At 66.2% G+C, this 25,344-nt stretch carries 23 protein-coding genes; 12 read left to right on the forward strand and 11 right to left on the reverse strand.

The genetic code is table 11. The features are described 5' to 3' along the window. From IP86_RS21985 to IP86_RS22005, 5 genes are all read left to right on the forward strand, one after another. Nucleotides 1-1,521: ATP-dependent DNA ligase (locus IP86_RS21985; RefSeq protein ID WP_054164566.1), on the forward strand; the 1,521-nt coding region annotated here is incomplete at its 5' end. Nucleotides 1,522-1,594: 73 nt separating this feature from the next. After that, nucleotides 1,595-1,897 carry a DUF6460 domain-containing protein gene (locus tag IP86_RS21990; protein ID WP_054164567.1) on the forward strand — a complete coding sequence of 101 codons (303 nt, stop codon included), beginning with the start codon at nucleotides 1,595-1,597 and terminating at the stop codon, nucleotides 1,895-1,897. 75 nt (nucleotides 1,898-1,972) lie between these two features. Next, nucleotides 1,973-3,244 carry an MATE family efflux transporter gene (locus IP86_RS21995; RefSeq protein WP_082364191.1) on the forward strand — a complete coding sequence of 424 codons (1,272 nt, stop codon included), beginning with the start codon at nucleotides 1,973-1,975 and terminating at the stop codon, nucleotides 3,242-3,244. Nucleotides 3,245-3,376: 132 nt separating this feature from the next. After that, nucleotides 3,377-4,084, forward strand: coding sequence for a carbonic anhydrase (locus IP86_RS22000; RefSeq protein WP_054164569.1), 708 nt, complete (start codon nucleotides 3,377-3,379; stop codon nucleotides 4,082-4,084). Between the two features lie 91 nt (nucleotides 4,085-4,175). Next, entirely contained in the window at nucleotides 4,176-4,910 is a 735-nt protein-coding gene (locus tag IP86_RS22005; RefSeq protein ID WP_054164570.1) for an MBL fold metallo-hydrolase, read from the forward strand. A 174-nt stretch (nucleotides 4,911-5,084) separates the two neighbouring features. Here IP86_RS22005 and IP86_RS22010 read toward each other — a convergent pair whose 3' ends face one another. Together IP86_RS22010 and IP86_RS22015 are read right to left on the reverse strand one after the other, a co-directional pair. After that, nucleotides 5,085-6,179, reverse strand: a complete 1,095-nt coding sequence (locus tag IP86_RS22010; protein WP_054164571.1) for a quinone-dependent dihydroorotate dehydrogenase — start codon at nucleotides 6,177-6,179, stop codon at nucleotides 5,085-5,087. Then, complete coding sequence (locus tag IP86_RS22015; protein ID WP_054164572.1) at nucleotides 6,176-6,520, reverse strand: DUF952 domain-containing protein; 345 nt, start codon at nucleotides 6,518-6,520, stop codon at nucleotides 6,176-6,178. The genes IP86_RS22010 and IP86_RS22015 overlap by 4 nt, the downstream gene beginning before the upstream one ends. Nucleotides 6,521-6,858: 338 nt before the next feature. On the opposite strand from IP86_RS22015, the gene IP86_RS22020 reads away from it, so the two are divergent. Both IP86_RS22020 and IP86_RS22025 read left to right on the forward strand, forming a co-directional pair. Next, entirely contained in the window at nucleotides 6,859-7,485 is a 627-nt protein-coding gene (locus IP86_RS22020) for a S24 family peptidase (RefSeq protein ID WP_054164587.1), read from the forward strand. A gap of 87 nt (nucleotides 7,486-7,572) precedes the next feature. Continuing rightward, nucleotides 7,573-8,331, forward strand: coding sequence for a carbonic anhydrase (locus IP86_RS22025; protein ID WP_054164573.1), 759 nt, complete (start codon nucleotides 7,573-7,575; stop codon nucleotides 8,329-8,331). 79 nt (nucleotides 8,332-8,410) lie between these two features. Here the strand turns inward: IP86_RS22025 and IP86_RS22030 are convergent, their stop codons facing one another. After that, entirely contained in the window at nucleotides 8,411-9,286 is an 876-nt protein-coding gene (locus IP86_RS22030) for a caspase family protein (protein ID WP_054164588.1), read from the reverse strand. 413 nt (nucleotides 9,287-9,699) lie between these two features. Here IP86_RS22030 and IP86_RS22035 point away from each other — a divergent pair, with 413 nt between their 5' ends. The 4 genes from IP86_RS22035 to IP86_RS22050 all read left to right on the forward strand — a co-directional run bounded on the left by IP86_RS22035 (nucleotide 9,700) and on the right by IP86_RS22050 (nucleotide 14,433). Beyond that, nucleotides 9,700-11,439, forward strand: coding sequence for a hypothetical protein (locus IP86_RS22035; RefSeq protein WP_054164574.1), 1,740 nt, complete (start codon nucleotides 9,700-9,702; stop codon nucleotides 11,437-11,439). 162 nt (nucleotides 11,440-11,601) lie between these two features. Continuing rightward, nucleotides 11,602-12,327 carry a thermonuclease family protein gene (locus IP86_RS22040; protein ID WP_054164575.1) on the forward strand — a complete coding sequence of 242 codons (726 nt, stop codon included), beginning with the start codon at nucleotides 11,602-11,604 and terminating at the stop codon, nucleotides 12,325-12,327. 29 nt (nucleotides 12,328-12,356) lie between these two features. Further along, on the forward strand, nucleotides 12,357-13,190 hold the full coding sequence (locus IP86_RS22045; protein ID WP_054164576.1) for an LssY C-terminal domain-containing protein: 834 nt from the start codon (nucleotides 12,357-12,359) through the stop codon (nucleotides 13,188-13,190). A gap of 55 nt (nucleotides 13,191-13,245) precedes the next feature. Then, a complete protein-coding gene (locus IP86_RS22050) occupies nucleotides 13,246-14,433 on the forward strand; it encodes a pyridoxal-phosphate-dependent aminotransferase family protein (RefSeq protein ID WP_054164577.1) in 1,188 nt (395 codons plus the stop codon). Between the two features lie 23 nt (nucleotides 14,434-14,456). On the opposite strand, the gene boxB is transcribed toward IP86_RS22050, so the two are convergent. The 4 genes from boxB to IP86_RS22070 form a co-directional block, all read right to left on the reverse strand. Next, nucleotides 14,457-15,908, reverse strand: coding sequence for a benzoyl-CoA 2,3-epoxidase subunit BoxB (gene boxB / locus IP86_RS22055; protein WP_054164578.1), 1,452 nt, complete (start codon nucleotides 15,906-15,908; stop codon nucleotides 14,457-14,459). A gap of 133 nt (nucleotides 15,909-16,041) precedes the next feature. Beyond that, on the reverse strand, nucleotides 16,042-17,730 hold the full coding sequence (gene boxC, locus IP86_RS22060) for a 2,3-epoxybenzoyl-CoA dihydrolase (protein WP_054164579.1): 1,689 nt from the start codon (nucleotides 17,728-17,730) through the stop codon (nucleotides 16,042-16,044). 94 nt (nucleotides 17,731-17,824) lie between these two features. Continuing rightward, nucleotides 17,825-18,643 carry an alpha/beta fold hydrolase gene (locus IP86_RS22065; RefSeq protein WP_054164580.1) on the reverse strand — a complete coding sequence of 273 codons (819 nt, stop codon included), beginning with the start codon at nucleotides 18,641-18,643 and terminating at the stop codon, nucleotides 17,825-17,827. A gap of 226 nt (nucleotides 18,644-18,869) precedes the next feature. Continuing rightward, nucleotides 18,870-20,423: a benzoate-CoA ligase family protein gene (locus IP86_RS22070; RefSeq protein ID WP_054164581.1), complete on the reverse strand. Its 1,554-nt coding sequence runs from the start codon at nucleotides 20,421-20,423 to the stop codon at nucleotides 18,870-18,872. 125 nt (nucleotides 20,424-20,548) lie between these two features. On the opposite strand from IP86_RS22070, the gene IP86_RS22075 reads away from it, so the two are divergent. Then, the gene (locus IP86_RS22075; protein ID WP_054164582.1) at nucleotides 20,549-21,484 is read left to right on the forward strand and encodes a helix-turn-helix transcriptional regulator; all 936 of its coding nucleotides are present in this window, start codon (nucleotides 20,549-20,551) and stop codon (nucleotides 21,482-21,484) included. Between the two features lie 69 nt (nucleotides 21,485-21,553). Here IP86_RS22075 and IP86_RS22080 read toward each other — a convergent pair whose 3' ends face one another. The 4 genes from IP86_RS22080 to IP86_RS22095 form a co-directional block, all read right to left on the reverse strand. Beyond that, the gene (locus tag IP86_RS22080; protein WP_054164583.1) at nucleotides 21,554-22,264 is read right to left on the reverse strand and encodes an ABC transporter ATP-binding protein; all 711 of its coding nucleotides are present in this window, start codon (nucleotides 22,262-22,264) and stop codon (nucleotides 21,554-21,556) included. Next, complete coding sequence (locus IP86_RS22085; RefSeq protein ID WP_054164584.1) at nucleotides 22,261-23,019, reverse strand: ABC transporter ATP-binding protein; 759 nt, start codon at nucleotides 23,017-23,019, stop codon at nucleotides 22,261-22,263. Before IP86_RS22085 ends, IP86_RS22080 begins: the two co-directional genes overlap by 4 nt. Next, nucleotides 23,012-24,037 (reverse strand): branched-chain amino acid ABC transporter permease, encoded by a 1,026-nt coding sequence (locus tag IP86_RS22090; protein ID WP_054164585.1) that lies wholly within the window; start codon nucleotides 24,035-24,037, stop codon nucleotides 23,012-23,014. The genes IP86_RS22085 and IP86_RS22090 overlap by 8 nt, the downstream gene beginning before the upstream one ends. A 165-nt stretch (nucleotides 24,038-24,202) precedes the next feature. Next, nucleotides 24,203-25,075, reverse strand: a complete 873-nt coding sequence (locus IP86_RS22095) for a branched-chain amino acid ABC transporter permease (RefSeq protein WP_054164586.1) — start codon at nucleotides 25,073-25,075, stop codon at nucleotides 24,203-24,205. Nucleotides 25,076-25,344: the final 269 nt, after the last annotated feature.

Here is a 25,344-nt window from a genome sequence, read left to right on the forward strand (position 1 = left end):
GTCGCCAACGGGACGCCATCCTTGGGGCGCCCTCACCCCAACCCTCTCCCGCAAGCGGGAGAGGGAGCTCGTCCCGCGCGGGGAGAGGATATCGCTTCAGAACCAAGCGCTGAAGTGAGCCCCGGCCACAACAACCCACCTCCCCCGACGCTCACCGAGATCGTCACCACGCTGCACAGTCTCGGCAAGGCCGAGATGCCGGCGCAACTGGCGCGGTGGCTGGATGAGCTCGACGAGACCGGGCGCTGGGCTCTCTTGAAGCTGGTCACCGGCTCGCTGCGCATCGGCGTCTCGGCGCGGCTCGCCAAGACCGCGGCGGCGGCGCTCGGCGACAAGGATCCGCACGACGTCGAGCTGATCTGGCCCGGCCTCGAGCCGCCTTATCTCGAGCTGTTCGCCTGGCTGGAAGGCCGCGGGCCGCAGCCGGTCAATCGCGATCCGGCGCCGTTCCGGCCGGTGATGCTAGCGCATGCGGTCGAGGACGGCGACTTCGCCGCGATGAACCCGGCCGACTACATCGCCGAATGGAAATGGGACGGCATCCGCGTCCAGGCTGTGAGCGGGCTGAATGAGCACGGCGAGATGGTCGTGCGGCTGTATTCGCGCAGCGGCGAAGACATCACCATGAGCTTCCCCGACCTGCTGCCGTCGCTGCGGCTGCCGGGCGCGATCGACGGCGAACTGCTGGTGCTGCGCGACAAGCGCGTGCAGACCTTCAACGTGCTGCAGCAGCGGCTCAACCGCAAATCTGTGACGCCGAAACTGACCAAGGACTATCCGATCCATCTGCGCGCCTATGATCTGCTCGGCGACGCCGACGAGGATCTGCGCACGCTGCCGTTTGCCGAACGCCGCGCGCGGCTCGAAACCTTCATTGCGCGGCTCGACGATCCGAGGATCGACCTGTCGCCGACCGTGGCGTTCGACGATTGGGAAGGCCTCGCTGCCGCGCGGCGCGATCCGGCCTCCGCCGGCGCCGGCCTCGATGCCGATGCGGTCGAGGGCGTGATGCTGAAGCGGCGCGACGCGCTGTATCTGCCGGGCCGCCCGAAAGGCCAATGGTGGAAGTGGAAGCACGACCCGCACATCATCGACGCCGTGCTGATGTACGCGCAGCGCGGCCACGGCAAGCGCTCGTCCTACTACTCCGACTACACCTTCGGGGTGTGGACCGAAGGCGACAGCGGCGATCAGCTGGTGCCGGTCGGCAAGGCGTATTTCGGCTTCACCGACGAAGAGCTGCTGCAGATCGACCGTTTCGTCCGCCGCAACACCACCGAGAAGTTCGGCCCGGTCCGCCATGTCGTGCACGAACCCGATCAGGGCCTGGTGCTGGAAGTCGCGTTCGAAGGCCTGCAGCGCTCGCCGCGGCACAAGTCCGGCGTGGCGATGCGCTTCCCGCGAATCAACCGGCTGCGCTGGGACAAGCCGCCGCGCGACGCCGACCGGCTCGAAACCCTGGAGCGGATGCTGAAGGCCGAGACGCCGCACCGCGAAAAAGCCGCCACGCCCGGCCATTGACGCCGCCAAGCCAGTTCCCCATTTCCCTGACAGCGATTATCATGCGGCCGACCCGCACGAGGAACCCGAAGCCATGCGCGACGATACCCGCCCCCTGCCAGCCAATGGCGACGGCCTGACCCGTTTCCTCGGCGGCTCGCCGCTCGCGGTGCTGTTCCGCCTGGTGCTGATGTCGATCCTGGTCGGCGTCGTGCTGGCGGCGATCGGCCTCGACCCGTGGAATATCCTCGTCAGTATCCGGCTGCTGTTCGAACGCATCTGGGATCTCGGCTTCGACGCGATCACCGGGCTATGGCGGTACTTCCTGCTCGGCGCTGTGATTGTCATTCCGATCTGGCTGCTGTCGCGCCTGTTCGGCGGGCCGCGCGGGCGCTGATCCGCGGGCGCCACAGGTTTGCCACAAGACTCCAGCGTCACCTCGCGGCAGGTTTTTGCCATCGCCGGACCGGCGATGGTGGCCAATCTGACCACGCCGCTGCTCGGCGTCGTCGCCACCGCGGCGATCGGCCGACTCGGCGACGCCACGCTGCTCGGCGGCGTGGCGATGACCTCGGTGATCTTCGACTGCCTGTTCTGGCTGTTCGGCTTCCTGCGGATGAGCACGCTGGCGTTCACCGCGCAGTCGCTCGGCGCCGGCCATAGCGGCGAGGTCCCGGCGCATCTGCTGCGCGGACTGATCGTCGCCGGCGCGGTCGGGCTTCTGTTAGTCGCGCTGCAGGCGGCGCTCGCCAGCGCGGTGATCGGTGCGATGGGCGGCAGCGACGCGGTGAGCGCCGCAGCGCGCAGTTACTTCACCATCCGGATCTGGTCGGCGCCGCTGGTGCTGGCGAATTTCGCCGTGCTCGGATGGCTGGTCGGGCAGGCCCGCGCCACGCTGGCGCTCGGCATCCAGGTTGCGATCAACCTCGTCAACATCGCCGCCACCTTGACGCTGGTGCTGTGGTTCGATTTCGGCATCACCGGCGCGGCGGTCGCGGCGATCCTCGCCGAGGGGGCGGGACTGATCATCGGGCTGGCGATCGCCGGCTGGCTGTTCCGCGGCGTCCTGCGGCCGGCGCGCAAGGCGTTGTTCGATCGCGACAAGCTCCGGCGGATGTTCGCGGTCAATCGCGACATCATGATCCGCACCGCGGCGCTGATCACCGTGTTCCTGTTCTTCACCGCGCAGGGCGCCCGCTCCGGCGACGTCATCCTGGCCACCAATTCGGTGCTCAACAATTTCCTGATGGTGAGCGCATTCTTCCTCGACGGCCTCGCCAATGCAGCCGAGCAGCTGTGCGGCCGCACGCTCGGCGCGCGAGACCGGGCCGGCTTCGTCGCAGCGACGCGGCTGGTGATCCTGTGGGGCTTTGCGTTCGCGCTCGTGGTGAGCGTCACTTACGCGTTCGCCGGACCGCTGCTGATCGACGCGATGACGTCGAACCCCGAGCTGCGGATCGCCGCGCGTGACTATCTATGGCTGGTGACGCTGGCCCCGCTGCTCGGCGTGTTCGCCTTCGCGTTCGACGGCATCTTCATCGGCGCCACCTGGGCGCGCGAGATGCGCAATCTGATGCTGCTGTCGCTGGTGTTGTTCTTCGCCGGCTGGTTCGCACTCCGCCCGTTCGGCAACACCGGCCTGTGGCTCGCTTTGCTGCTGCACTACGTCTGGCGCGGCGGGCTGCAGGCGCTGCGCTATCCGGCGATGCTGCGGCTGTCGTTTCCACCGATGGCGACGCGCTGATTTTTCCTAAAGCTTGCAGCTCCGTTTTAAGTCGGTCTTCACGACTAGTTAGTTGTGCTCAAAACAGCTCTTCGCGGAAACTCATCACTGGAAATACCATCCCCTCGGAAACGCCCTCAGAGGAGAGATGGAATGTGCGACGCCTGCGTTGAGTCCGGACTGTCCCGACGCACCTTGTTTCAAGGCGGATTAGGCCTGCTGGCCGCCGCCGCGCTACCTGCGGCCGCTTATGCCCAGGCGGCCCAGAGCCCGAGCGATACGCCGGACGCCGCGCTCGACAAGCTGATGCAGGGCAACGCGCGTTACATCGGCAACGACCTGCGCGAGCGCGACTTCTCCGTCGGCCGGGTGGCCCGGACGCAAGGCCAGTCGCCGTTCGCCGCGATCCTCGGCTGTGCCGACTCGCGGATCGCGCCCGAGCTGGCGTTCGATCAGGGGCCGGGCAATCTGTTCGTCGTCCGCGTCGCCGGCAATTTCGTCACGCCGGACGGGCTCGCCAGCCTCGAATACGGCGCCGCAGTGCTCGGCACCAAGGTGATCCTGGTGCTGGGCCACAGCAATTGCGGCGCCATCAACGCCACCATCGGCGCGCTGCAGAAGGGCAACGACCTGCCCGGCCATATCGGCGATCTGGTCCGTGCGATGAAGCCCGGCGTCGAGCCGGCCCTGAAAGAGACCGGCGATAACCTGCCGCAGCGCGCGGTGATCGCCAATGTGCGCCACAACGTGAAAACCCTGCAGGAGTCGCAGCCGATCCTGGCCGGCATGGTGTCCAGCGGCAAGCTCAAGGTGGTCGGCGGCGTCTACGACCTCGCCACCGGCAAGGTCGAGCTGGTCTGAGACGCAATCCGGCGATGGTGGGGCTTTCGCTCCCCATCCCCCGGGCGTAGAGGTGCCCCGGCACGGCAGACCGCCGGCCGGGGGATCAGCGATGCAACTGCGATTTGTCGGCTGCGGCGACGCGTTCGGCTCCGGCGGCCGCCTCAACACCTGCTTCCACGTTGCCGGCCAGAGCGCCAATTTCCTGATCGACTGCGGCGCCACCTCGCTGCCGGCGCTGAAGCGCTACGGCATCCCGCGCGAGGCGCTGGATCTGGTGCTGATCACTCACTTCCACGGCGATCATTTCGGCGGCCTGCCGTTTTTGCTGCTCGACGCCCAGTTCAGCAAGCGCAAGCGTCCGCTGGTGATCGCCGGGCCGGCCGGCATCGACATCCGGCTGACGCGGGTGATGGAGGCGCTGTTCGAGCATTCGTCGGCCGTCAAGCCGACGTTCGACCTGCAAGTCGTCGCGCTCGATCCCGCGACGCCGCGCAGCTTCGGCCCGGTGACGGTGACGCCGTTCCCGGTGGTGCATGGTGATTCCGGCGGGCCGTTCTACGCCTATCGGATCGAAGCCGAGGGCCGCACGCTGGCCTATAGCGGCGACACCCAGTGGACACCGACGTTGGTCGATGCCGCGCACGACGCCGATGTGTTCGTCTGCGAGGCCTACACCTACGACCGCACGGTGAAGAACCACATCAGCCTGAAGCTGCTCGAAAGCCACCTGCCACAGATCAACCCCAAGCGGCTGATCCTGACCCATATGGGCGACGAGGTGCTGCACAGGCTGGACAGCATCAGCCATCTGGCGGCGAGCGACGGGCTGATCGTGGAGTTGTAGTCCGCTGCGCTCGCCAGCTCCCGCCCCGAGCACGTCGTTCCGGGGCACGAGAGTAGCTTGTGAACCCGGAACCTCGATGTTGGTGTGTTCTTTTCCAGCTCGTCCGGATTCCGGGTTGGCGCGCAAGGGTGCGCGCCCCGGAACGATGGGGGACTTGGCAAGGAAAGCGGATAGCTACACCGGCCAGTCTTCCGCAGTTATCGTCGGAGCATCCGCCCCCACGATTTCGGACAGCGAATCGCGGCCGGTGCGGAGCAATGTCGAGGCGAGGTCGGACTTGATGCTCTCGACCAGGCCCAGGCCCTTGTAGATCAGCGCCGAATAGAGCTGCACCAGGCTGGCGCCGGCACGGATCTTGGTCAGCGCCGCGCCGCCGGAATCGATGCCGCCGACGCCGATCAGCGGAAATGCGCCCTCGGCGCGCACATAGGTCTCCGCCACCATCCGGGTCGACAGCCTGAACAGCGGCCGGCCGCTGAGCCCGCCCTGCTCGTTCAGCTTGCTGCGCTCGCGCAGCAGCGGCGAGCGCGACAGCGTGGTGTTGGCAACGATCATGCCGTCCACCCGACGCGACCGGGCGATATGCACGATGTCGTCGAGTTCGCCGAGCGTCAGATCCGGCGCGATCTTCAGCAGCACCGGCGTATCGCCGGCGCTGGCCCGCACCCGCTCGCGCGCCTCGATCACCCGCGCCAGCAGATCGTCGAGCGCCGCCGCCTGCTGCAGATTGCGCAGCCCCGGCGTGTTGGGCGACGACACGTTGACGGTGAAGTAGCTGGCGACCGGCGCAAAGGTCTCGATCAGCGACACGTAGTCGGCGACGCGATCGGGACTGTCCTTGTTGGCCCCGACATTGACTCCGAGAATGCCGCCCTGCCCGGCCCGCGCTGCGAGCCGCCGCAGCACGACTTCGCTGCCGTCATTGTTGAAGCCCATGCGGTTGATCACCGCTTCGTCGCGCTCCAGCCGGAACAGCCGCGGCCGCGGATTGCCGGCCTGCGGCTTCGGCGTCACGGTGCCGACCTCGACGAAGCCGAAGCCGAGCCGCATCAGCGCGTCCGGCGCCTCGGCATTCTTGTCGAAGCCGGCCGCGATGCCGACCGGATTGGGGAAGTTCAGGCCGAACGCCCGCACCGCGAGCTTCGAATCGTCCGGGCGCGGCTTGACCTGCGGCAGCAGCTTCAGGCCCTGGATCGCCAGCCGGTGCGCATCCTCGGCATCGAACAGCCGCAGCAGCGGCAACGACAGGGCATCGAAGGCGCGGATCACGGCACAAGCTCCGGAATATCGTGGCCGCCGTCGGCGCGGCTGGTGATCTCTTGCACGGAGGTGACCGCGCTCAGCGCCAGCTCGCCGTACAGATGCGGAAACAGCGCGCCACCGCGGGACGGCTCCCAGCGCAGCGCCGGGCCGAGCGCGTCGGCCTCCACGGCGATCAACTTCAGATCGGTCTTGCCCGCGTAATGCTTGGCGAGCGTGCCCGCCAGTTGCTCCGCGGTGGAGAAATGGATGAAGCCGTCACGGCTGTCGTCGACGCTGCCGCGATAGACGCCGGCCTGTTCGGCCTCGCGCCACGCCGGAGCGTCACAGATTTTGTAGATCGTGCGCAAAGGCGCGGATTCCCGTTGCGGCTGGTCAAGGCGGATCGGTCATGCAACCCGAGAAAGCGCCGGGCAACCGAAACAACATCCGCGGAAACAGTATTTGCGCACGTCCTGATCGCGAAGCCGAACCCGCTGAAAGCGAATCGGGACGCGTTCGGTTGCCTGGAAATCCCCCGGGCTTGCGGTCGACCGTATCGGCCGCCCGGGTACACCGCAAGGGCCGCGTTTTTCTCGCAAGACGGGATTGCGGAACGCGGGGCGTTGAGGTAATAATTCCTACTTGTCAAGCTCTTTTTTTGTTGCCCGGCGCGCCGGGCTTCGCCATGGGGATGGCCGCGATGCACATGCTGACACACGACCAGATCTGGACTGCGCTGGACCGCCTGGCTGAACGGTCGGGACTTTCACCCTCCGGGCTTGCCAAGAAGTCAGGCCTCGATCCCACCACCTTCAACAAGTCGAAGCGGATCACCAATGACGGACGCGAGCGCTGGCCGTCGACCGAATCGGTGGCCAAGGCGCTGACTGCGACCAACACGGCGATCGACACCTTCGTGCAACTGATCACCGATCGGCCGCGCGTGGTGCAATCGGTGCCGCTGCTCGGGCTTGCCCAGGCCGGAGCCGGCGGCTTCTTCGACGACGGCGGATTTCCCGCCGGTAAGGGCTGGGACGAAGTCGGGCTGCCCTCAATCAATGACGAGCACGCCTATGCGCTGGAGATCTCCGGCGACTCGATGAAGCCCGCTTATCGCGACGGTGACATCATCGTGGTCTCGCCCGGCACTGCAATCCGGCGCGGCGACCGCGTGGTGGTGCGAACGACCGGCGGCGAGGTGATGGTGAAGGAATTGAAGCGGCGGACCACCAAGATCGTCGAGCTGGCCTCGCTGAATCCCAGCCACCCCGACCGGACGCTGGCACCGTCCGAAGTCGAGTGGATCGCCCGCATCGTCTGGGCCAGCCAGTGATCCGGGCACTCAGGTAGCACTTCTCCTGACTTCACAAAGCAGGGCTCCCGGCCATAATGGAACCTCGACTGCTGGGAGCACCGAATCATGGATCGTCGCGCTATTCTGAAAGCCTTCGCCGGCCTCGCCCTATGCCCGCTCTGTGCCACCGCTGGCGTCGCCGCCGAAGGCGCGCATCATTGGGGATACGAGGGCGACAGCGGGCCGGCGAAATGGGGTGAGCTGGATTCCGCCAACCAGATCTGCAGCATCGGCGTGCAGCAATCGCCGATCGACATCGGCGTCACCGTCAGCGCCAATCTGTACCCGATCGAGACGGAATGGACCGGCAAGGTCGATACCATCGTCAATAACGGCCACACCATCCAGGTCAATGTCGCCGACGACAGCAAGCTGAAGCTCGGCGGCGTCACCTTCAAGCTGGTGCAGTTTCACTTCCACCATCCGAGCGAGCACCTGATCGACGGCAAGAACTTCCCGATGGAAGTGCACTTCGTGCATCGCGCCGAATCCGGCACGCTGGGCGTGCTCGGCGTGCTGATGCAGCAGGGCAAGGCCAACCCGACCTTCGCCAAGATCGTCGCCACCATGCCGCAAAGCGAAGGCCCGGCCGTCAAGGCCGACGCCGCGATCGATCCCAACGCCCTGCTGCCCGAGAAGCGCGCCTACTATCGCTACGAAGGCTCGCTGACGACGCCGCCGTGCTCCGAAGTGGTCGACTGGATGGTGTTGGCCAATCCGATCACCGTCGCCGAGGAAGACATCGCGACCTTCGCCAAGCTGTATCCGATGAACGCGCGTCCGCCGCAGAAGGACAACCGCCGCTTCGTGCTGCAGTCGAACTGATCCGCAGCATCCGCACAGATAAAAGACCCCGGTGCGGTGCCGCGCCGGGGTCTTTTTTGTCCATCAAAGGAAGCGTTGATTATCCGCCCGTGCCGGCGGAGGCGTCTGCCGTCACCGGCGCCAGCTTCACGTCGTCGACCAGCGACGACGACACCGACGGCACCTGCGCGCCGCCGGTCGCTCGCGTCACCGCGAGCCGGGCCTTGGCGAAAGCGGCGTCGGCGCTGACCACACGCGACGAAATCGAACCGAGCAGCGCGCCGACCAGCACGCTGTTCTCGCCGTCGCCGTCCTCGGCGACCTTGCCGGGCGTCGCCGACGACAACACCAGCGCATTGGCCGGGGCGCTGATCGGCGCCAGCCCATGCGAATAGGCGCGGAAGCGGCGCTCATAGGGATTGCGGCGGGAGGCGTCGATGATTGCCAGCTTGGCCTGAACGCCGCTGTCCTTGAATGCGTCCAGCACGGCCTCGATGCTGACGCCGGCGCGGCGGACGTCGGCCTCCTTCCAGATCCGGGCATCGACCGGGATCATGTAGCTCTCGCGGCCGGACTGGATACCGTAGCCGCCGAAGAACAGCACGACGGTGGAGTCCTTGGTGACCCTGCCCTTCAGCCGCTCGACCGCCTGCAGAATGTCGTCGCGCCGGGCATCCTCGATCGCGTCGACATCGAAGCCCTCGCGACGCAGCGCGGCGCTGAGCGCGCGGGCGTCGTTGAGCGGCTGCGACAGCGGCCGGGAAGCATCCGGATAGCTGCCATTGCCGATCACCAGAGCGAAGCGCGAAGCGGTCGACGTGGCCGTGCCGACTTGTGCGGTGTCCTTGCCGCGCAACGGATCGACGCCGCGCTTGTTGAGCGCAGCGTGTGCGCCGATGGCAGCCGACACCACGCCGATCAGGGTGGCGATCGTCGTCATCGAGCGGCGCGACGGACGGGGTACGCGAAACATCATCAGCAATCGATCCTGATCCGCGCACATTTCAGCGCACGGCGCGATACGTCGGTGAAGGATGAGGCAATCCCGTGCGGTTGAATTACGCTCTAATTGCGGCGCCGCACCATAACAAAGGATTAACCGTTTCAAGCCCTTCGGGCAAGTCAGCAATCGTCGGCACCGTATAGCCGGTCGATCTCGGAATGCCTAGACTGAAGCTATGCTTGGAACCGTTCACAGTTTTTCGATCAATATTACGCCGCGTGACTTACGGCCCCCGATCTGAATCTTGGAAGACCTCAGCGCCAACCTGTTGCGAATGGCGAAGCCGGCAGGGCGCGGCGTGGCGCCGCGGCCCAAGGGTGAATTTGTCAATCCGGCTGGACCGTGATTTATCAAAGACTTGACGCTTCTGGACGGCGGGAAGGACCATGGACATGTTGACGATGGCCGGCGCGGCGGTTCGCGCGCTGACCGCCCGCAAACAGGCTCCATCGCTGTACGACCTGTGCGACCCGGTCTTCCTCGGCCGCAAGCACGGCGATCCGCATATTTCCAAGTTCTACAAGACCGCTCTGGCCAATCCGGCACTCCGCCCGCTGCTGCGCAGCGCCGGCCTGCCGGAGCTGAAGGACCCGGTCCGGTTCAGGGCGATCCGCGACGCGCTGATTGCCGCGCGCGATGCGTCCGATCCCGACTGGGCGGTGATCGGCCGCCCGATCGCCGCCCTGCTCGATACGGTGAAGCTGCAGCATCCGCGGCCGCGGCCGATGCCGGCACCGACCCAGATGCCCCGGCTCGCCGATATCGACAGCGCGATCCGGGCGGCAGGCGATCATCTGCTGCGATCGTGGGAGCGGCACGGCTTCATCCCGACCTATGCGGCCTTCAACCTGATCGGCGATCCGGATTTCGACAGCCGCGCTTTCCTGGCGGCGCTGACCGGGCTGAACGCCCGCAGCTACAAGAACTCGACGCTGTTGTTCAATCTGGCGCGGGTGTTCATCGTGCGCTCGCCGGTCGCGGGCGTGATCAATCCGCCGTGGCGGGGTATCGCCGAGCCGATGTGGGAGCCGGTACAGATCCGGCATCGCTCCGCCTATTACGACGCGTTCTATATCGAGGCGCTACTCAGCTTCATCGACACCGGCCTCGGCACTCCCGAAGACGTCCGGACCGCGCGGCGGATCATCGCCGACATGACGGAGTTCTGCATCAAGACCAGCCGCGAACGCGTGCGCTCAGCGGACGGCGAGTCGTTCGACGTGATCACCGCGCTGGCGCCGCCGCCGCATCCGCGCTTCAGCCGGTTCTTCACGCATATCAAGCGGGACCTCGGCTTCGGCGTCTACGTGCCCGATTGCGACACCACCGCCTGCTCGATCTCGGCGGCGACCCAGGCCAACTCCACCGATCCGATTCTCGATCAGCCGCTGATCGATTTCTACGCCTCCTACCAGGTCCGCGCCGGCGCCAATGCGCCGCTGGTCACCGTGCCGCTCAACGACAATGTCGACTATGACGGCGGCATCGTCACCTGGATCGACAACGTCGCCGGCGAGCGGCCGTTCGGCAACGACCTCGACCCCACGCTCAATCTCGACGTGCTCGAAGTCAGCTTCCGCAATTGCGCGCGCTGGAAAATCATCGAAACGCCGTCGCGGCTGGAGACGGTGCGGCGCATCGTCGACTTCCACCGCCGGCTGGTCGCCAGCGGCGGCTTCGCCGATCCCAAATCGCACGTCTACTATCTGCCCGAGCTGTACTGCGCCTATTTCGGCCGCTGCTACGTCGCCTTCCGTGCACTCGACGAGACCGCGCGGCGCGCGATCGATCCGGACGGCGTGTTCGACTTCATCCGCGGGCAAGTGCTGACCTATGTCCAGGACGAACTGGTCGCCCGGGAGATGAATGTATTCGACGCCGCGCTGGCGCTGATCGCGCTCGGTCATCTCGATGCGGAGCTGGCGCAGCTCACGCCGGCGCTGCACTGCATCCTCAATCATCTCGGCGAAGGCGGCGGGCGCGGCCCGTTCAAGGCCTATGAATGGAACAAGATGAAGACGCCGACGCGTATTCTGGTCGGCGGGCCGCAGGTCACCTCCGCCTTCGTGCTGATGGGGCTGGCGCTGGCACGGCAGGCCATCCTGCGCGCGCAGCACCGCGGTTGACCGAGATGAACGAATACCGCCGATGAACACGTCTCGCGCGAAGTTGAAGCATCGGACTAAGCGCCGCGCTGGCCTGAGCGCCCAATAATCCTCACAATCGGGCACCTTGCTGCGGCGGGACGGCGCGCGTCGTCGCATTGGTCCGATCGAGATGGCGAACGCATGTTGAAAGCTCTCCTGCTCCCGTTGTGGTTCGCCCTGCTGCTGCCCGTCGCTGCGCAGGCCGCCGACGTCAGCGGCGTGCCGAAAATCCGTGACGGTGACCAGATCATGATCGGCGGCACCCGCATCCGGCTCGCCGGCATCGAAGCGCCGTCGCTCGATCAGCTCTGCCTCGGCCCCAAGGGCGACCGCTGGACCTGCGGCATCGCCGCGCGCGACGCGCTGGCCGGCCACGTCGGCGGCAAGAGCTGGACCTGCACGATCCTGCGCACCGAGAAGAAGCAGGCGATCGCCAGGTGCACGGTCGACGGCGAGGACATCCAGCAATGGATGGTGCAGAACGGCTGGGCGCTGTCCTACGTCCGGATGTCCCACACCTACGATGCGGACGAGAAGACCGCGCGCGCCGCCAAGGTCGGGCTGTGGCAGGGCGCCTTCATCGCGCCGTGGGACTGGCGCGTACGCAACAACAAGACCGTGATCCTCGGCGCCACCCGGCCGCCGAAGAATGCCCGCCGCATCCTGCTCGCCTCGGCGTCCGGTCCGGTCGCGCCGTCGCCCGACTGCACCATCAAGGGCAACGTCAACACCTCGGGCGAATGCATCTATCACAAGCCCACCAGCCGCTGGTATGCCAAGATCCAGATGAAGATCAGCAAGGGCACGCGCTGGTTCTGCTCGGTCGAGGATGCCGAAGCCGCCGGCTGCCGGGAGACGCGCCGCTAGCGTGAGCTGCCCGAATCGGGGAGTGGCACGTGAGCGCGACAGGCGATCCCAAAGGACGGCGACATCCGCGGTGGCGGCGGGCCGGCCTGGTCACCGCGCTGTTCATCACGGTCTACACGCTCGCCGCCTATCTGGCACTGCCGCTGTTCTGGACGCATTACGACCATCAGCGCGGCCTCGCCGAACTGCCGATGGCGACCAGCACCGCACAAAGCATTCCAGGCGACCCGATCAATGTCGGACTGATCGGCAATCAGACCGACGTGCTGCGCGCGATGCTGGCCGCCGGCTGGGCGCCGGCCGATCCGATCACGCTGCGCTCCTCGATCGAGATCGCCGGCAGCGTGCTGCTCGACCGGCCGTACCGCAATGCGCCGGTGTCGAACCTGTATTATCTCGGCCGGCGCGAGGATCTCGCCTTCGAGAAGCCCGACGGCCGCAGCGCTGACCGGCGTCATCACGTCCGGCTATGGAAGGTGCTGGACAGCGGCGATGAAGGCCGCCCGGTCTGGCTCGGCGACGCCACCTTTGACCGCGGCGTCGGGCTGAGTCACTACACCGGCGCCGTGACCCACCACATCGATCCGGACATCGACGCCGAGCGCGAGCGGTTCGCCGCCGACCTCGAATCTGCCGGCATGGTCGAGGCGCGCTATCAGGTCACCGGCATCGGACCAACGATCGCCGGCCGCAATGGCGAAGGCGACCGCTACTACACCGACGGTGAAGTCTGGATTTTCCGCCTGGTCGAGAACGGCCGGACGCGCGACACCCCCGCCGCGATGCTGCCGAGTCCGCTCGCCACGACGATCAAGGATCGACTGTTTCGCGCCATCACTGAGGCGATCGCACCCGCGCCTTGAAATCGGTTCCACGGGGCGGCATGGTCGCGGCCGCTTCAACGACGAGGATGATGTTATGGCCGTCAGCGCCGGCCGGGAATTCCTGGCGATTCCCGGCCCCACCACCATGCCGGACGAAGTGCTGCAGGCGATGCATCGCCCGGCGCTCGACATCTATTCGAACGAGATGGTGGAGCTGAGCGAGAGCCTGCTGCGCGACCTCAGCCGGCTGTTCGCCACCAAGGGCAAATCCTACATCTACATCGCGAACGGCCATGGCGCCTGGGAAGCGGTGATCAGCAATGTGCTGTCGCGCGGCGACAAGGTGCTGGTGCTGGAAAGCGGCCGCTTCGCGCTCGGCTGGGGCAACGCCGCGCAGGCGATGGGCTGCGAGGTCGAAGTGCTGCCGGGCGACTGGCGCCGCGCCGTGAATCCCGCCGAGGTCGAGGAACGGCTGCGCCGCGACACGGACCACAGCATCAAGGCGATCGTGGTGGTGCAGGTCGACACCGCGTCGAGCGCCGTCAACGATCTCAAGGCGATCGGACGGGCCATCAAGGCGGCCGGGCACCCGGCGCTGTTCATGGTCGACACCGTCGCCTCGCTGGGCTGCATGCCGTTCGAGATGGACGCCTGGGGCATCGACGTCGCGATGTCCGGATCGCAGAAGGGCCTGATGTCGCCGCCCGGCCTCGGCTTCGTCGCGGTCGGCGACAGAGCCCGGGCGGCGCATCAGCACGCCGATCTGCGCACGCCGTATTGGGACTGGACCAACCGCGACGGGCCCGAGCACTACCAGAAATACGCCGGCACCGCGCCGGTGCACCTGCTGTTCGCGCTGCGCAAGGCGCTCGACCTGCTGTTCACCGAAGGATTGGAGGCGACCTTCATGCGGCATCGGCTGCTGGCCGAAGCGGTACGTAGCGCGGTCGCCGTGTGGAGCGAAGGTCAGGTGTTCAGCTTCAACATCGACAATGCCCGCGAGCGCGCCGACACGGTCACGACCGTGCGGGCCGCCGACGGCCATGATCTGTTGGCGCTGCATCGCTACTGCAAGCAGAAGTGCGGCCTGGTGCTCGGCGTCGGCATCGGCGAACTGCAGGACCGCGCCTTCCGCATCGCCCACATGGGCCACATCAACGCGCCGATGATCCTCGGCACGCTCGGCGTGATCGAAATGGCCCTGACGGCGCTGAACATCCCGCACAGCAAGGGCGGTGTCGCCGCCGCGATCGACCATCTCGCGAACGGCGTGCCGGCCTAGGCCGTTCGGCCGCCGGGCGGGCCTTACGACTCGATCTTCACGTATTCGAAGTCGCCGGGCTTGTTGTCGATGCCGACCTTGGGAGGCGAGATCCACGGGGCGTATTCCCCCGGCTCGCTCACCGGCTGCATCAGCGACGAGATAAAGTCGCCGTCGTCCGACGACGGCAGCCAGTCGTCCCTGCGCTTCGCCCAGGTGCCTGCGTCGATCAGGACGCCTTCCGGCGTCGCGTGGACGTCCTTGAACTCGCCGATCGCGCGGTGGAAGGCGACGTGCGGCAGCGCCAGCTTGAAATCGTAGCCGGCGGTGGTGATCACCTTGTTCCAGCGCAGCAGGCCCTTGACGCAATCCTGCGAATAGTCGTCGCGCAGCCGCATGTTGAGCGCGGTCAGCGCCGGCTCGTCAACCCGCTTGATCTCGCCGTCGACGAATTTCAGCACCGGATAGGTCGCATTCTTGAGCTGGTGATCGTCGTCGATCTGGGTCTCGTGATAACGCCCCTTGATGCCGAAGTTGAAGGCGTTGGCGGCGTTGGTCGAGACTTCCGAGCCGAACAGATCGAGCGACAGCGTGTAGTGCAGGTTGAGTTTCTTCTGGATCGTCGGCAGATCGATCACGCCGAGCGCGCGCACTTTGGCGATGTCGGTCGGATCGGTGATGCCGGCTTCGCGCATCGCGTCGCAGGTGCGCTGGATGACGCGGGTGATACCGGTCTCGCCGACGAACATGTGGTGGGCTTCTTCGGTCAGCATGAAGCGGCAGGTGCGCGACAGCGGATCGAAGCCCGACTGCGCCAGCGAGTGCAGCTGCATCTTGCCGTCGCGGTCGGTGAAGTAAGTGAACATGAAGAACGACAGCCAGTCCGGCGTCGCCTCGTTGAAGGCGCCGAGCATGCGCGGCGCGTCGGCATCGCCGGAGCGGCGACGCAGCAGATCGTCTGCCTCCTCGCGGCCGTCGCGGCCGAAGTACTTCTGCAGCAGATACACCATCGCCCACAGATGGCGACCTTCCTCGACATTGACCTGGAACAGGTTGCGCATGTCGTAGAGCGACGGCGCGGTCTTGCCGAGATGGCGCTGCTGCTCGACCGAGGCCGGCTCGGTGTCGCCCTGGATCACGATCAGCCGGCGCAGCATCGCGCGATATTCGCCGGGGACTTCCTGCCAGGCCGGCTCGCCATAATGCTCGCCGAACGGGATCTTGCGATTTTCCTCCTGCGGCGCCAGCAGCACGCCCCAGCGATAGTCCGGCATCTTGACGTAGTCGAACTTGGCCCAGCCGCGCGGATCGACCGAATAGGCCGTGCGCAGATACACCAGCTTCTCCTGGAAGCCGTCCGGCCCCATGTCGTTCCACCAGTCGATGTAACCCGGATGCCAGCCTTCCAGCGCCTTCAGCACCTGGCGATCGGAGGCGAGATCGACGTTGTTGGGGATCTTGGTCGAGTAGTCGACGTTCATGATGTTCATGTTCATGGGCGGCTCCTTTGGCGGTCGCACGTCTCGAAAAGCAGTGCGTCATTGCGAGGAGCGAAGCGACGAAGCAATCCAGAGACTCGGTGCGCGGCGTTTCTGGATTGCTTCGCTTCGCTCGCAATGACGGAAAGGCTTAGACTCGCGTCATGTCGTATTGCGCCTTCTGGCCGGTGCCGTAGCGGCGCAGCGCGCCGTCTTCGCCGACGGCGTTGGGGCGCTGGAAGATCCAGTTCTGCCAGGCGGTGAGGCGCGAGAAGATCTTCGACTCCATCGTCTCCGGCCCGACGAAGCGGAGATTGGCTTCCATGCCGGTGAGGCTGTCGGGCGAGAACGAGGCGCGCTCTTCCAGAAACACGCGGACCTCGTCGTCCCAATCGATATCGTCGAGCGCGAAGGTGACCAGGCCAAGCTCATCGGCCGCCTCGGCATCGAGCGGCTCGCCGATCTTGGCCTCGGCCTGGTTCAGTTCGTCGGGATCGGCCTGGAAGCGCGACTGCAGCCGCGTCAGTCCATGACTCATCGGATAGGGGCCGAAATTCATCACGCTCAGCGTCAACATCGGCGCCGGGCGATTGTCACCCTCGCGGGTGCCGATCAGCATGTAGGAACGGTCGGCGGCAAACACGAGTTCGGCCAGCGTGCCGGCGAAGCACGAGCCGGGCTCGACCAGCGTCACCAGCGTGCGCGAGGTGACGTCGACGCGCTTGAGCACGCGCTTCCAGTAATGCCGAATTTCATTGACCAGCCAGTGCGCCTTGTTGAATTCGAGGAACGCATCGTGCGCCAGCACCTGCGCGCTGTCGCCGTGCGACTTGAACACCAGCATGGCGATGCCGAGTTCGTTGATGCGCAGATGCAGGATCGCATCGTCGAGCTCGCGCGCGACCTGCAGCGGCCAATAGGATGCGCCCTGCGCGAACAGGCCGTCGATATCAGCGGGCGGCGCTGCGTCCGGGCCGGAAATCGAAATCGTCGCGATGCGGGCGTCGCGGTCGATATCGACGCTGACGAATTTGTAGCGCACGCCGGTGTCATCGAAGCTCCGCGTCAGCGGCGTGAGTTCGATGCCTTTTCCGGTCGCGTTGCGCGACGACGACGCCGCCAGCGCTTTCACACGGTCGGCGAGCTTGGCTTCGAGCTTCGAGTTCGGCGCGATCTCGTCGACCAGCCGCCATTGCACGGCGCGCTTGCCCTTGATGCCTTCCTCGATGGTGCAGAAGAAATCGGCGCGGTCGCGCCGCACCTTGCGCTTGTCGACCACGCGCGTCAGCCCGCCGGTGCCGGGAAGCACGGCGAGCAGCGGCACTTCCGGCAGCGCCACCGCGGCGGCGCCGTCGTCCGCCATAATGATCTGATCGGCCGCCAGCGCCAGCTCGTAGCCGCCGCCGGCCGCGGTGCCGTTGATCACCGCGATGCTGCGCTGGCCCGAGAACTCGGACGAGTCCTCGAAGCCGTTGCGGGTCTCGTTGGTGAATTTGCAGAAATTGACTTTGTGAGCATGCGTTGCGCCGGCCAGCATGCGGATGTTGGCGCCGGCGCAGAACACGCGGTTCTTGCCGGAGCGCAGCACGATCACCTTCACGCCCGGATGCTCGAAGCGCAGCCGCTGCATCGCGTCGGCGAGTTCGATGTCGACGCCGAGGTCGTAGGAATTCAGCCTGAGCTGGTAGCCCTCGAACAGGCCGCCATTCTCATCGACGTCCATGGTGAGGGTCGCGACCTCGCCGTCGACCGCCAGCCTCCAATGCCGATAGCGCGACGGATCGGTCTGAAAATCGATCCGACTCGCTCCGTTGGCGAGAACGCGATCCTCCGCGGCCATGCGGCTCCTCCCTAGATTCGATTAAGATGAATTATAATGCATTAAAATGCAGTCGTCCAGCGGCATCCATCGCCGATATGCATTTTCTTGCAGTTTACGAGTCGATCGTCGTGGCCTCACCATGCCCTTGCAGCAGGCGATCGGCGAAATCCGCCACGGCCCGAAGCGTCGCCTCCGCCGCCTCGCGGTGTGGGGCATGGCCGGTGTTCGGCAGGATCACCGTTTCGACCGGGCAGTAGCACTCGGCTTTGGCGATCGCGATCTGCCGCAGCGTGCCGTACTGATCGTCCGTGCCCTGCACGATCTGCACCGGCACGCGGATGTAAGCGAGGTGATCGGCAATGTCCCAAGAGCGGAATGCCGGATCGAGCCAGGCGTCGTTCCAGCCACGAAAGGCGTTGTCGACATCCTTGTGCCACTTCGCCAGCTTGGCGCGCAGCTCGGCGGTCTCATAGGCCTGCTTGATCGCGGCGATGGATTCGACCGAAATATCCTCGACCACGAAATGCGGCGCGATCAGCGTGACGCCGCGAATGCGATGATCCGGCACGCCGCCCGCATAGATCGCGGCGATCGAGGCGCCGTCGGAATGCCCGATGAGCAAGCCGCGACGGAAGCCGATCGCGTCGAGCATACGCGGCAGCACATCGAGCGCCTCGCGGTGCATGTAGTCGACCTTGCGCGGCAGCGCGGCGGGGCTCGATTGGCCGTAGCCGGCGCGTGAATACACGAACACGCCGGCGCCGGTCGCCGCCGCGAGCCTGTCGGGAAAATCGCCCCACAGCCCGACGCTGCCCAGCCCTTCATGCAGCAGCACCAGGGTCGGAGCCTCGGCGGGCGACGGCCCGATCATGCGATATTCGAGCTGTTGGTCGCCGATGGCGAGATGGCCTGTTGTCGGAAGATTCGTCATCAGCGCGGCCTCGTTCCCCTCCCCCTTGCGGGAAGGGTGCATAGGCGGCCTTCGGCCGCCGTCTCCAAAACAAACGCCGATGCTCCGCATCGGCTTTGCCGTAAGGCCGGTCGGGTGGGGGTGGACACAGGCACCGTGCTCGGGGACCCCCACCCCCGACCCCTCCCCGCAAGGGGGAGGGGAGTTGTAAGCGCTGCGCTTAGCAGCGAAGATGCGGAAGTCAAATTCACTGCCCGCCCTCGCGCAGCTTGAAGCGCTGGATCTTGCCAGTCGCCGTCTTCGGCAGGCTTTGCACCACCTCGATCCAGCGCGGATATTTCCACGGCCCGACCTTCTGCTTGACGTGGTCCTTGAGCCGCTCGAACAGCCCGTCCGCCGCAACGCCTTCGCGCAGCACGACGTAAGCACGCGGCTTGAGCAGGCCGTCGAAGTCCGCGTCAGGCACCACTGCGGCTTCGAGTACGGCCGGATGGGTGATCAGCGCGCTCTCGACCTCGAACGGCGACACCCAGATGCCCGACACCTTGAACATGTCGTCGGCGCGCCCGCAGAAGGTGTAGCGACCAGATGCGTCGCGGATGTACTTGTCGCCGGTGCGGGTCCAGTTGCCCTCGAACGTCGCGCGGCTCTTGCTGCGCTGATTCCAGTAGCCCTCGCCGGCGGACGGCGCATCGACCAGCAGTTCGCCGACTTCGCCATCGGCAACGTCCGCGCCTGCTTCATTGACGAGCCGCACCTTGTAGCCGGGCACCGGCCGGCCCGAGGTGCCGTACTGAATGTCGCCCGGCGCGTTCGACAGGAAGATGTGCAGCAGCTCGGTCGAGCCGACGCCGTCCAAAATGTCGGCGCCGAACCGCGCCTTCCAGGCAAGTCCGACCGATTCCGGCAACGCCTCGCCGGCAGAGGTGCAGATCCGGAGCCGCGCTCCGGCAGTCTCGCTCTTCAGCGCCGGATCGTTGAGCATCGCGGCGAACAGCGTCGGCACGCCGCAGAAGATCGTCGGATTGTAGCGCTGCATCAGTCTGTAGATCACCGCCGGCGTCGGCCGCTCGGCGTTGAGCACCGTGGTGGCGCCGACCGACAGCGGGAAGGTCAGCGAATTGCCGAGCCCATAGGCGAAGAACAGCTTCGCCGCCGACAGCACGACGTCGTCCTCGCGAATGCCGAGCACCTGCTTGGCATAGGTCTCGGCGGTGGCGGCGAGGTTGGCGTGCAGATGCCGCACGCCCTTCGGCATGCCGGTCGAGCCCGACGAGTACAGCCAGAACGCTGGTTCTTCGGCATGGGTGCGCGCGGTGTCGAAGCTGTCGCTCTCGCGCGCGAGTTCGTCCGCAAATTTGAGATGGCCGTGCGCGTCACTACCCGAAACGACGACATGCGCGAGATCCGGCAGGCCGGCGAGGATGTCCTTCACCACCGGATACAAAGCTTCGGAGACGAACAGCACGCGGGCGCGGCAGTCGGCCAGCACATAGGCGTATTGCTCGGCGGTCAGCAGCGTGTTGAGCGGCACCGGCACCACGCCGGCGCGGATGGCGCCGAGGAACACGACCGGGAAGTCGATCGTATCCAGCATGATCATGGCCACGCGCTCTTCGCGGCGAACGCCGAGCCGGCGGAGCAAATTCGCAGCGCGGCAGGTCTGTGCCTGCAGCGCCCGGTAGCTCAGCTCGGACACCGTGTCGGTGAAGGCGAGCTTGTCGCCGCGTCCCTCGGCGACATTACGGTCGAGCAGCCAGCTCACCGCATTGTACGACCCAGCCCCGGTCATCCCGTGCATCGCCCGGTCACGCCAAGGTTCATGGCGTTCTCCCATTAGAATTATAGTTCATTAGAATTATAGTGCATAGGAAGCCACCAGACCGGGTTGCTGTCAATCCTGCACGGCACTATGATTCAGTCCGCATGAGTGCACTTCCCGATACGCCAGAGACGAACGACTCCGACGCCGGCTTCCTGCTGGAGCTCGGCCAGCGCGTCCGCACGCTGCGCGGACTGCGCGGCATGTCGCGCAAGGTGCTGGCGAAAGTCTCAGGGATTTCCGAGCGTTACATCGCACAGCTGGAGAGCGGCAAAGGCAACGTGTCGATCATGCTGCTGCGCCGGGTGTCCGACGCGCTGGCGACGCCGCTGGAGGATCTGCTGCCGTCGGGCGACAACTCGATCGACTGGCCGGTGATCCGCGATCTGGTGCGGCGCGCGACGCCGGTGCAGATCGCGCACGCCAAGGATGTGCTGTCCGGCATGGGGCGGCTCGGCGCCGGCGCGCGGCGCGCCAACGCGTTTCACGGGGTGGCGCTGATCGGGCTGCGCGGCGCCGGCAAGTCGACGCTGGGGCGCATCCTCGCCGACAAGATCGGCTGGAGCTTCGTCGAGCTCAACAAGGAGATCGAAGCGCAGAACGGCCTGTCGGTGGCCGAGATCATTGCGCTGTACGGCCAGGAAGGCTTCCGCCGCATGGAGCAGGCGGCGCTGACGCAACTGTTGGCGCGGAAAGAGCTGATGGTGCTGGCGACCGGCGGCGGCATCGTCTCCGAGGCGATCACCTTCGATCAGATTCTGTCGTCGTTCTACACGATTTGGCTGAAGGCCGAGCCCGAAGAACACATGGCGCGCGTCCGCCGCCAGGGCGATCTGCGACCGATGGCCGACGACCGCGCCGCCATGCAGGAACTCCGCACCATCCTGCACAGCCGCGAACCTCTCTACGCGCGCGCCGCCGGGGTGCTCGATACCGCGGGACTGACGGTCGATGCCGCCGCAGCGAAACTAATCGCGATGGTGTCGCCGGTGCTGTGCCGTGATGCGTGTGCGTTCGGGCTAAAGGACGAGGCGGTGTAGCCTTTCACAAGGCAACGTCATTCCGGGTTCGCTCCGCTTCGCTGCGCGCCCGGAATGACGGACTCGTTGCTACACGCCGAGATGCCGCTCCAACAGTTCCGGCTGCTCCGCGAGTTTGGCCGGCGCGCCATCGAACACGATCGCGCCTTTGGCGAGCAGCACCATACGGTCGGCGATTGCGGAAAGGCTGCGAAAGTCCTTGTCCACCACCAGCGTGGCGACGCCCTCGCCGCGGATCACCCCGAGCGTGCGCCAGATCTCCTGCGCAACCATTGGCGCAAGACCTTCGGTCGCCTCGTCGATGAGTAACAGGTCGGGGTTGGTCATCAGCGCGCGGCCGATCGTCAGCATCTGCTGCTCGCCGCCGGAGAGCTGATGACCGCCGTGGCCGCGGCGTTCGGCGAGACGCGGAAACAACTCGAAGATCCGCGGCAGCGTCCAGGTGGCGCGACCATCGCGGCCGGGCCGTGCGGCCATGACCAGATTCTCGACGACGGTGAGGGCGCCGAACACGCCGCGACCTTCCGGGACTAACGCAAGGCCGCGCCGTGCGATCGCATCCGGCTGCGCGCCGGCGATATCATCGCCATGAAGTAAGCGTTGGCCGCGGCACGACGGCACGAGGCCCATCAGCGTGCGGAGTAACGTGGTCTTGCCCATGCCGTTGCGGCCGATCAGCGCGATCTGCTCGCCGCGGGCGATCGTCAGGTCGATGCCGTGCAGAATCTGGCTGGCGCCGTAGAACGCCTCGAGGCGCTCGGCCTGCATCAGCGCGGTCATGCGGCGTCTCCGTGGGTACCCAAATACGCTGCACGGACCGCCGGATGGCGCCGGACGTCTTGTGGCAAACCTGAGGCAATGACCTGACCGTCCTGCATCACGGTCAGCCGGTCGGCGAGCTCGAACACCGCGTCCATGTCGTGCTCGACGATCAGGACTGCGTGGCGTTCGCGCAGCGACGCGATCAGCGCGATGATGCCGCGCGCCTCGGCATGCCCCATCCCGGCGAGCGGCTCGTCGAGCAGCACGATCGCCGGGTCGGTCGCGAGCACCATCGCGATCTCGAGCTGGCGTTGTTCGCCGTGGCTGAGCACGTTGGCGATGATACTTTCACGGCCGGCGAGGCCCGCGCGACTGATCGCATCGGCCGTGCGGTGCTGCACCTCGGGGTCGGCGAAGGCGCCGCTGAACATCCGCAGCGGCGCGCGCGAGCGGGCCTGCGCGGCGAGGCGGACGTTTTCGTGGACAGTGAAGCGCGGGAAGATCGTGGTCTTTTGAAACGCGCGGCCGATGCCGGCGCGGGCCCGCTTGTCCGGAGCGAGGGCGGTGATATCAGCCTCGCCGAGTTTGATCTCGCCGCTGCTGGCGATCAGTTCGCCGGACAACAGATTGATCAGCGTCGACTTGCCGGCGCCGTTGGGGCCAATCACCGCGTGGATCTCGCCGCGCTTGATCTCGATCGAGACATCGGCGACGGCGCGCAGGCCGCCGAAGCGTTTGCCGAGCCGCTCGGCGCGCAGGCTGGTCTCAGGCATGGCCGGTCTCCGGCGCAGCGGCGGCGGTCGATGCGGGCTTGTTAGCACGCGCGGGTGCGCGCTCGCCCCTAACCATCGGCCACAGCTGGCGCACGCCGTTCGGCAGCAGCAGCACGATGGCGATGACGATGACGCCTTCGATCAGCTTCCATTGCTCAAACGTCGCCTTCAGCAGCTCTTCGAGGCCGAGCAGCACCAGCGCGCCGATCAGCGGGCCGGTGACGGTGCTGAGGCCGCCGATCAGCACCATCACCAGCGCCACCGCGGACTGGTGCCAGCCGAGCATCTGCGGCGCGACGAAGCCGAACTGGATCGCCGCGAAGTAACCGGCGAGACCGGCGAGCGCGCCAGAGATCGTGAAGGCGATCAGGCGGATACGGAAGATCGGAAAGCCGAGCGCGCGGGCGCGGCGCTCGTTGTCTCGGGCCGCGGCGAGCGCATGGCCGAACGGCGAGCGGACCAATATGGTGAGCAGCGCGATCGCGCCGATCGTGACCGTCAGGACCACGAAGTAGAACACCAGCGGCTTGTCGAGATCGAGCAGGCGGAAGCCGGCGATCACAAGCTCGGGCTTGGCGTTGATGAAGGCGCCGTCGGAGCCGCCGGCGAAATCGGCGTCGTGGAACAGGTAAAACAGCATCTCGCCGAAGGCGAGCGTCACCATGATGAAGTACACACCGCGGGTGCGCAGCGCCAATGCGCCGATCACCAACGCGACCGCGCCGGAAGCGATCACCGCGGCCGGCAGCGTCAGCAGCAGCGAGGCGGGATCATATTTCGGCGACATCAGCGCCAGAACGTAGCCGGCGAGGCCGAAGAACGCCGCATGGCACAGCGACACAAGCCCCCCCTGCCCGACCACCAGATTGAGCGCCATCGCCAGCACGCCGAGGATCAGCACCTTGCTGACGAACTGCACGTAGTATTGCGGCACGAGGAAAGGCAGCGCGATGGCGGCGATCAAGCAGATCGCCGGCAGCACGTACGTTCTAATCAGGCTCGTCTTCTCCTCCGTCATGGCCGGGCTTGTCCCGGCCATCCACGCCTTTGCTGCGGAGACGGCGTCAAGGCGTGGATGCCCGGGCCTTCGCCGCGCCGAAGGGACTCCGGCCTCGCAAGCGGGACGAGCCCGGGCATGACGGCGGGGGTGGGGTGAGGTCGTGCAATGATCTCACGCTTCATCTCACACCTCACGCCGGCCAAGGATGCCATTGGGCCGCCACAGCAGCACCAGCGCCATCAGCAGATAGATCAGCATGCCGGACACGCTCGGGAAGAACACTTTGCCGAAGGTGTCGGTGAAGCCGATCAGCAGGGCGCCGATGGCGGCGCCGGCGACCGAGCCGATGCCGCCGAGCACGACGACGACGAAAGACAAAATCAGCATGCCGTCGCCCATGCCGGGATACACCGTGGACATCGGCGCGGTGACGATGCCGCCGAGCGCGGCCAGCGCGATGCCGACCGCAAAAACGAGGCGGTTGACCTTGTCGTAGTCGATACCGAGCACGCGGGTCATCTCGCGATTCTCGGCGCCGGCACGGATGATCATGCCGATCTTGGTGCGGGTGATCACCAGGAAGATCAATGCCGCCACCGCGAGGCAGAACACGCAGATCGCCAGCCGATACACCGGGTAGGACAGATTGTCGGTGAGCTGGATGGAGCCCGACAGCCAATCCGGCGGCGCGACAGAATGCACGTCCTTGCCGAACAGGATCTGACGCACTTCGTCGATCACCAGGATCAGCCCGAACGACAGCAGCACCTGCGCCAGATGATCGCGGCCGTACAGCCAGCGGATGAACACGCTTTCCAGCGCGAGGCCGAGCACGAAGGCGATCGCCACGCCGCCGACCAGCGCCGCCAGATAGTTGCCGGTCATCAGCGCGATCCAATAGGCGAGGTAGGCGCCCAGCATATAGAACGCGCCGTGCGCCAGGTTGATCACGCCGAGAATCCCGAACACCAGCGTCAGGCCGCTGGCAACCAGGAACAGCACCATGCCGTACTGCACGGCATTGAGCAGCTGCACGCCGAAGGTGATCAGGTCCATCGGGGAATTCCTGCCGAGACGCGCGCATGACGCCCGCTTTCGTCATTCCGGGGCGCGCGTAGCGCGAGCCCGGAATCCATAACCACCGCCAGGGGATATGGATTCCGGGCCCGCGCCAAGGGGCGCGTCCCGGAATGACGGGGCTTACTTTGTCTCTGCAGAATCACCACACCGCTCTTTCCATATGAGCCTTTCACAACGCCGTCATTGCCGGGCTTGACCCGGCAATCCATCGTTTGAAGCACGTCATCTTTTGATGGATGGGCGGG

The sequence above is a fragment of the Rhodopseudomonas sp. AAP120 genome (assembly GCF_001295845.1).
Classification (GTDB): domain Bacteria; phylum Pseudomonadota; class Alphaproteobacteria; order Rhizobiales; family Xanthobacteraceae; genus Rhodopseudomonas.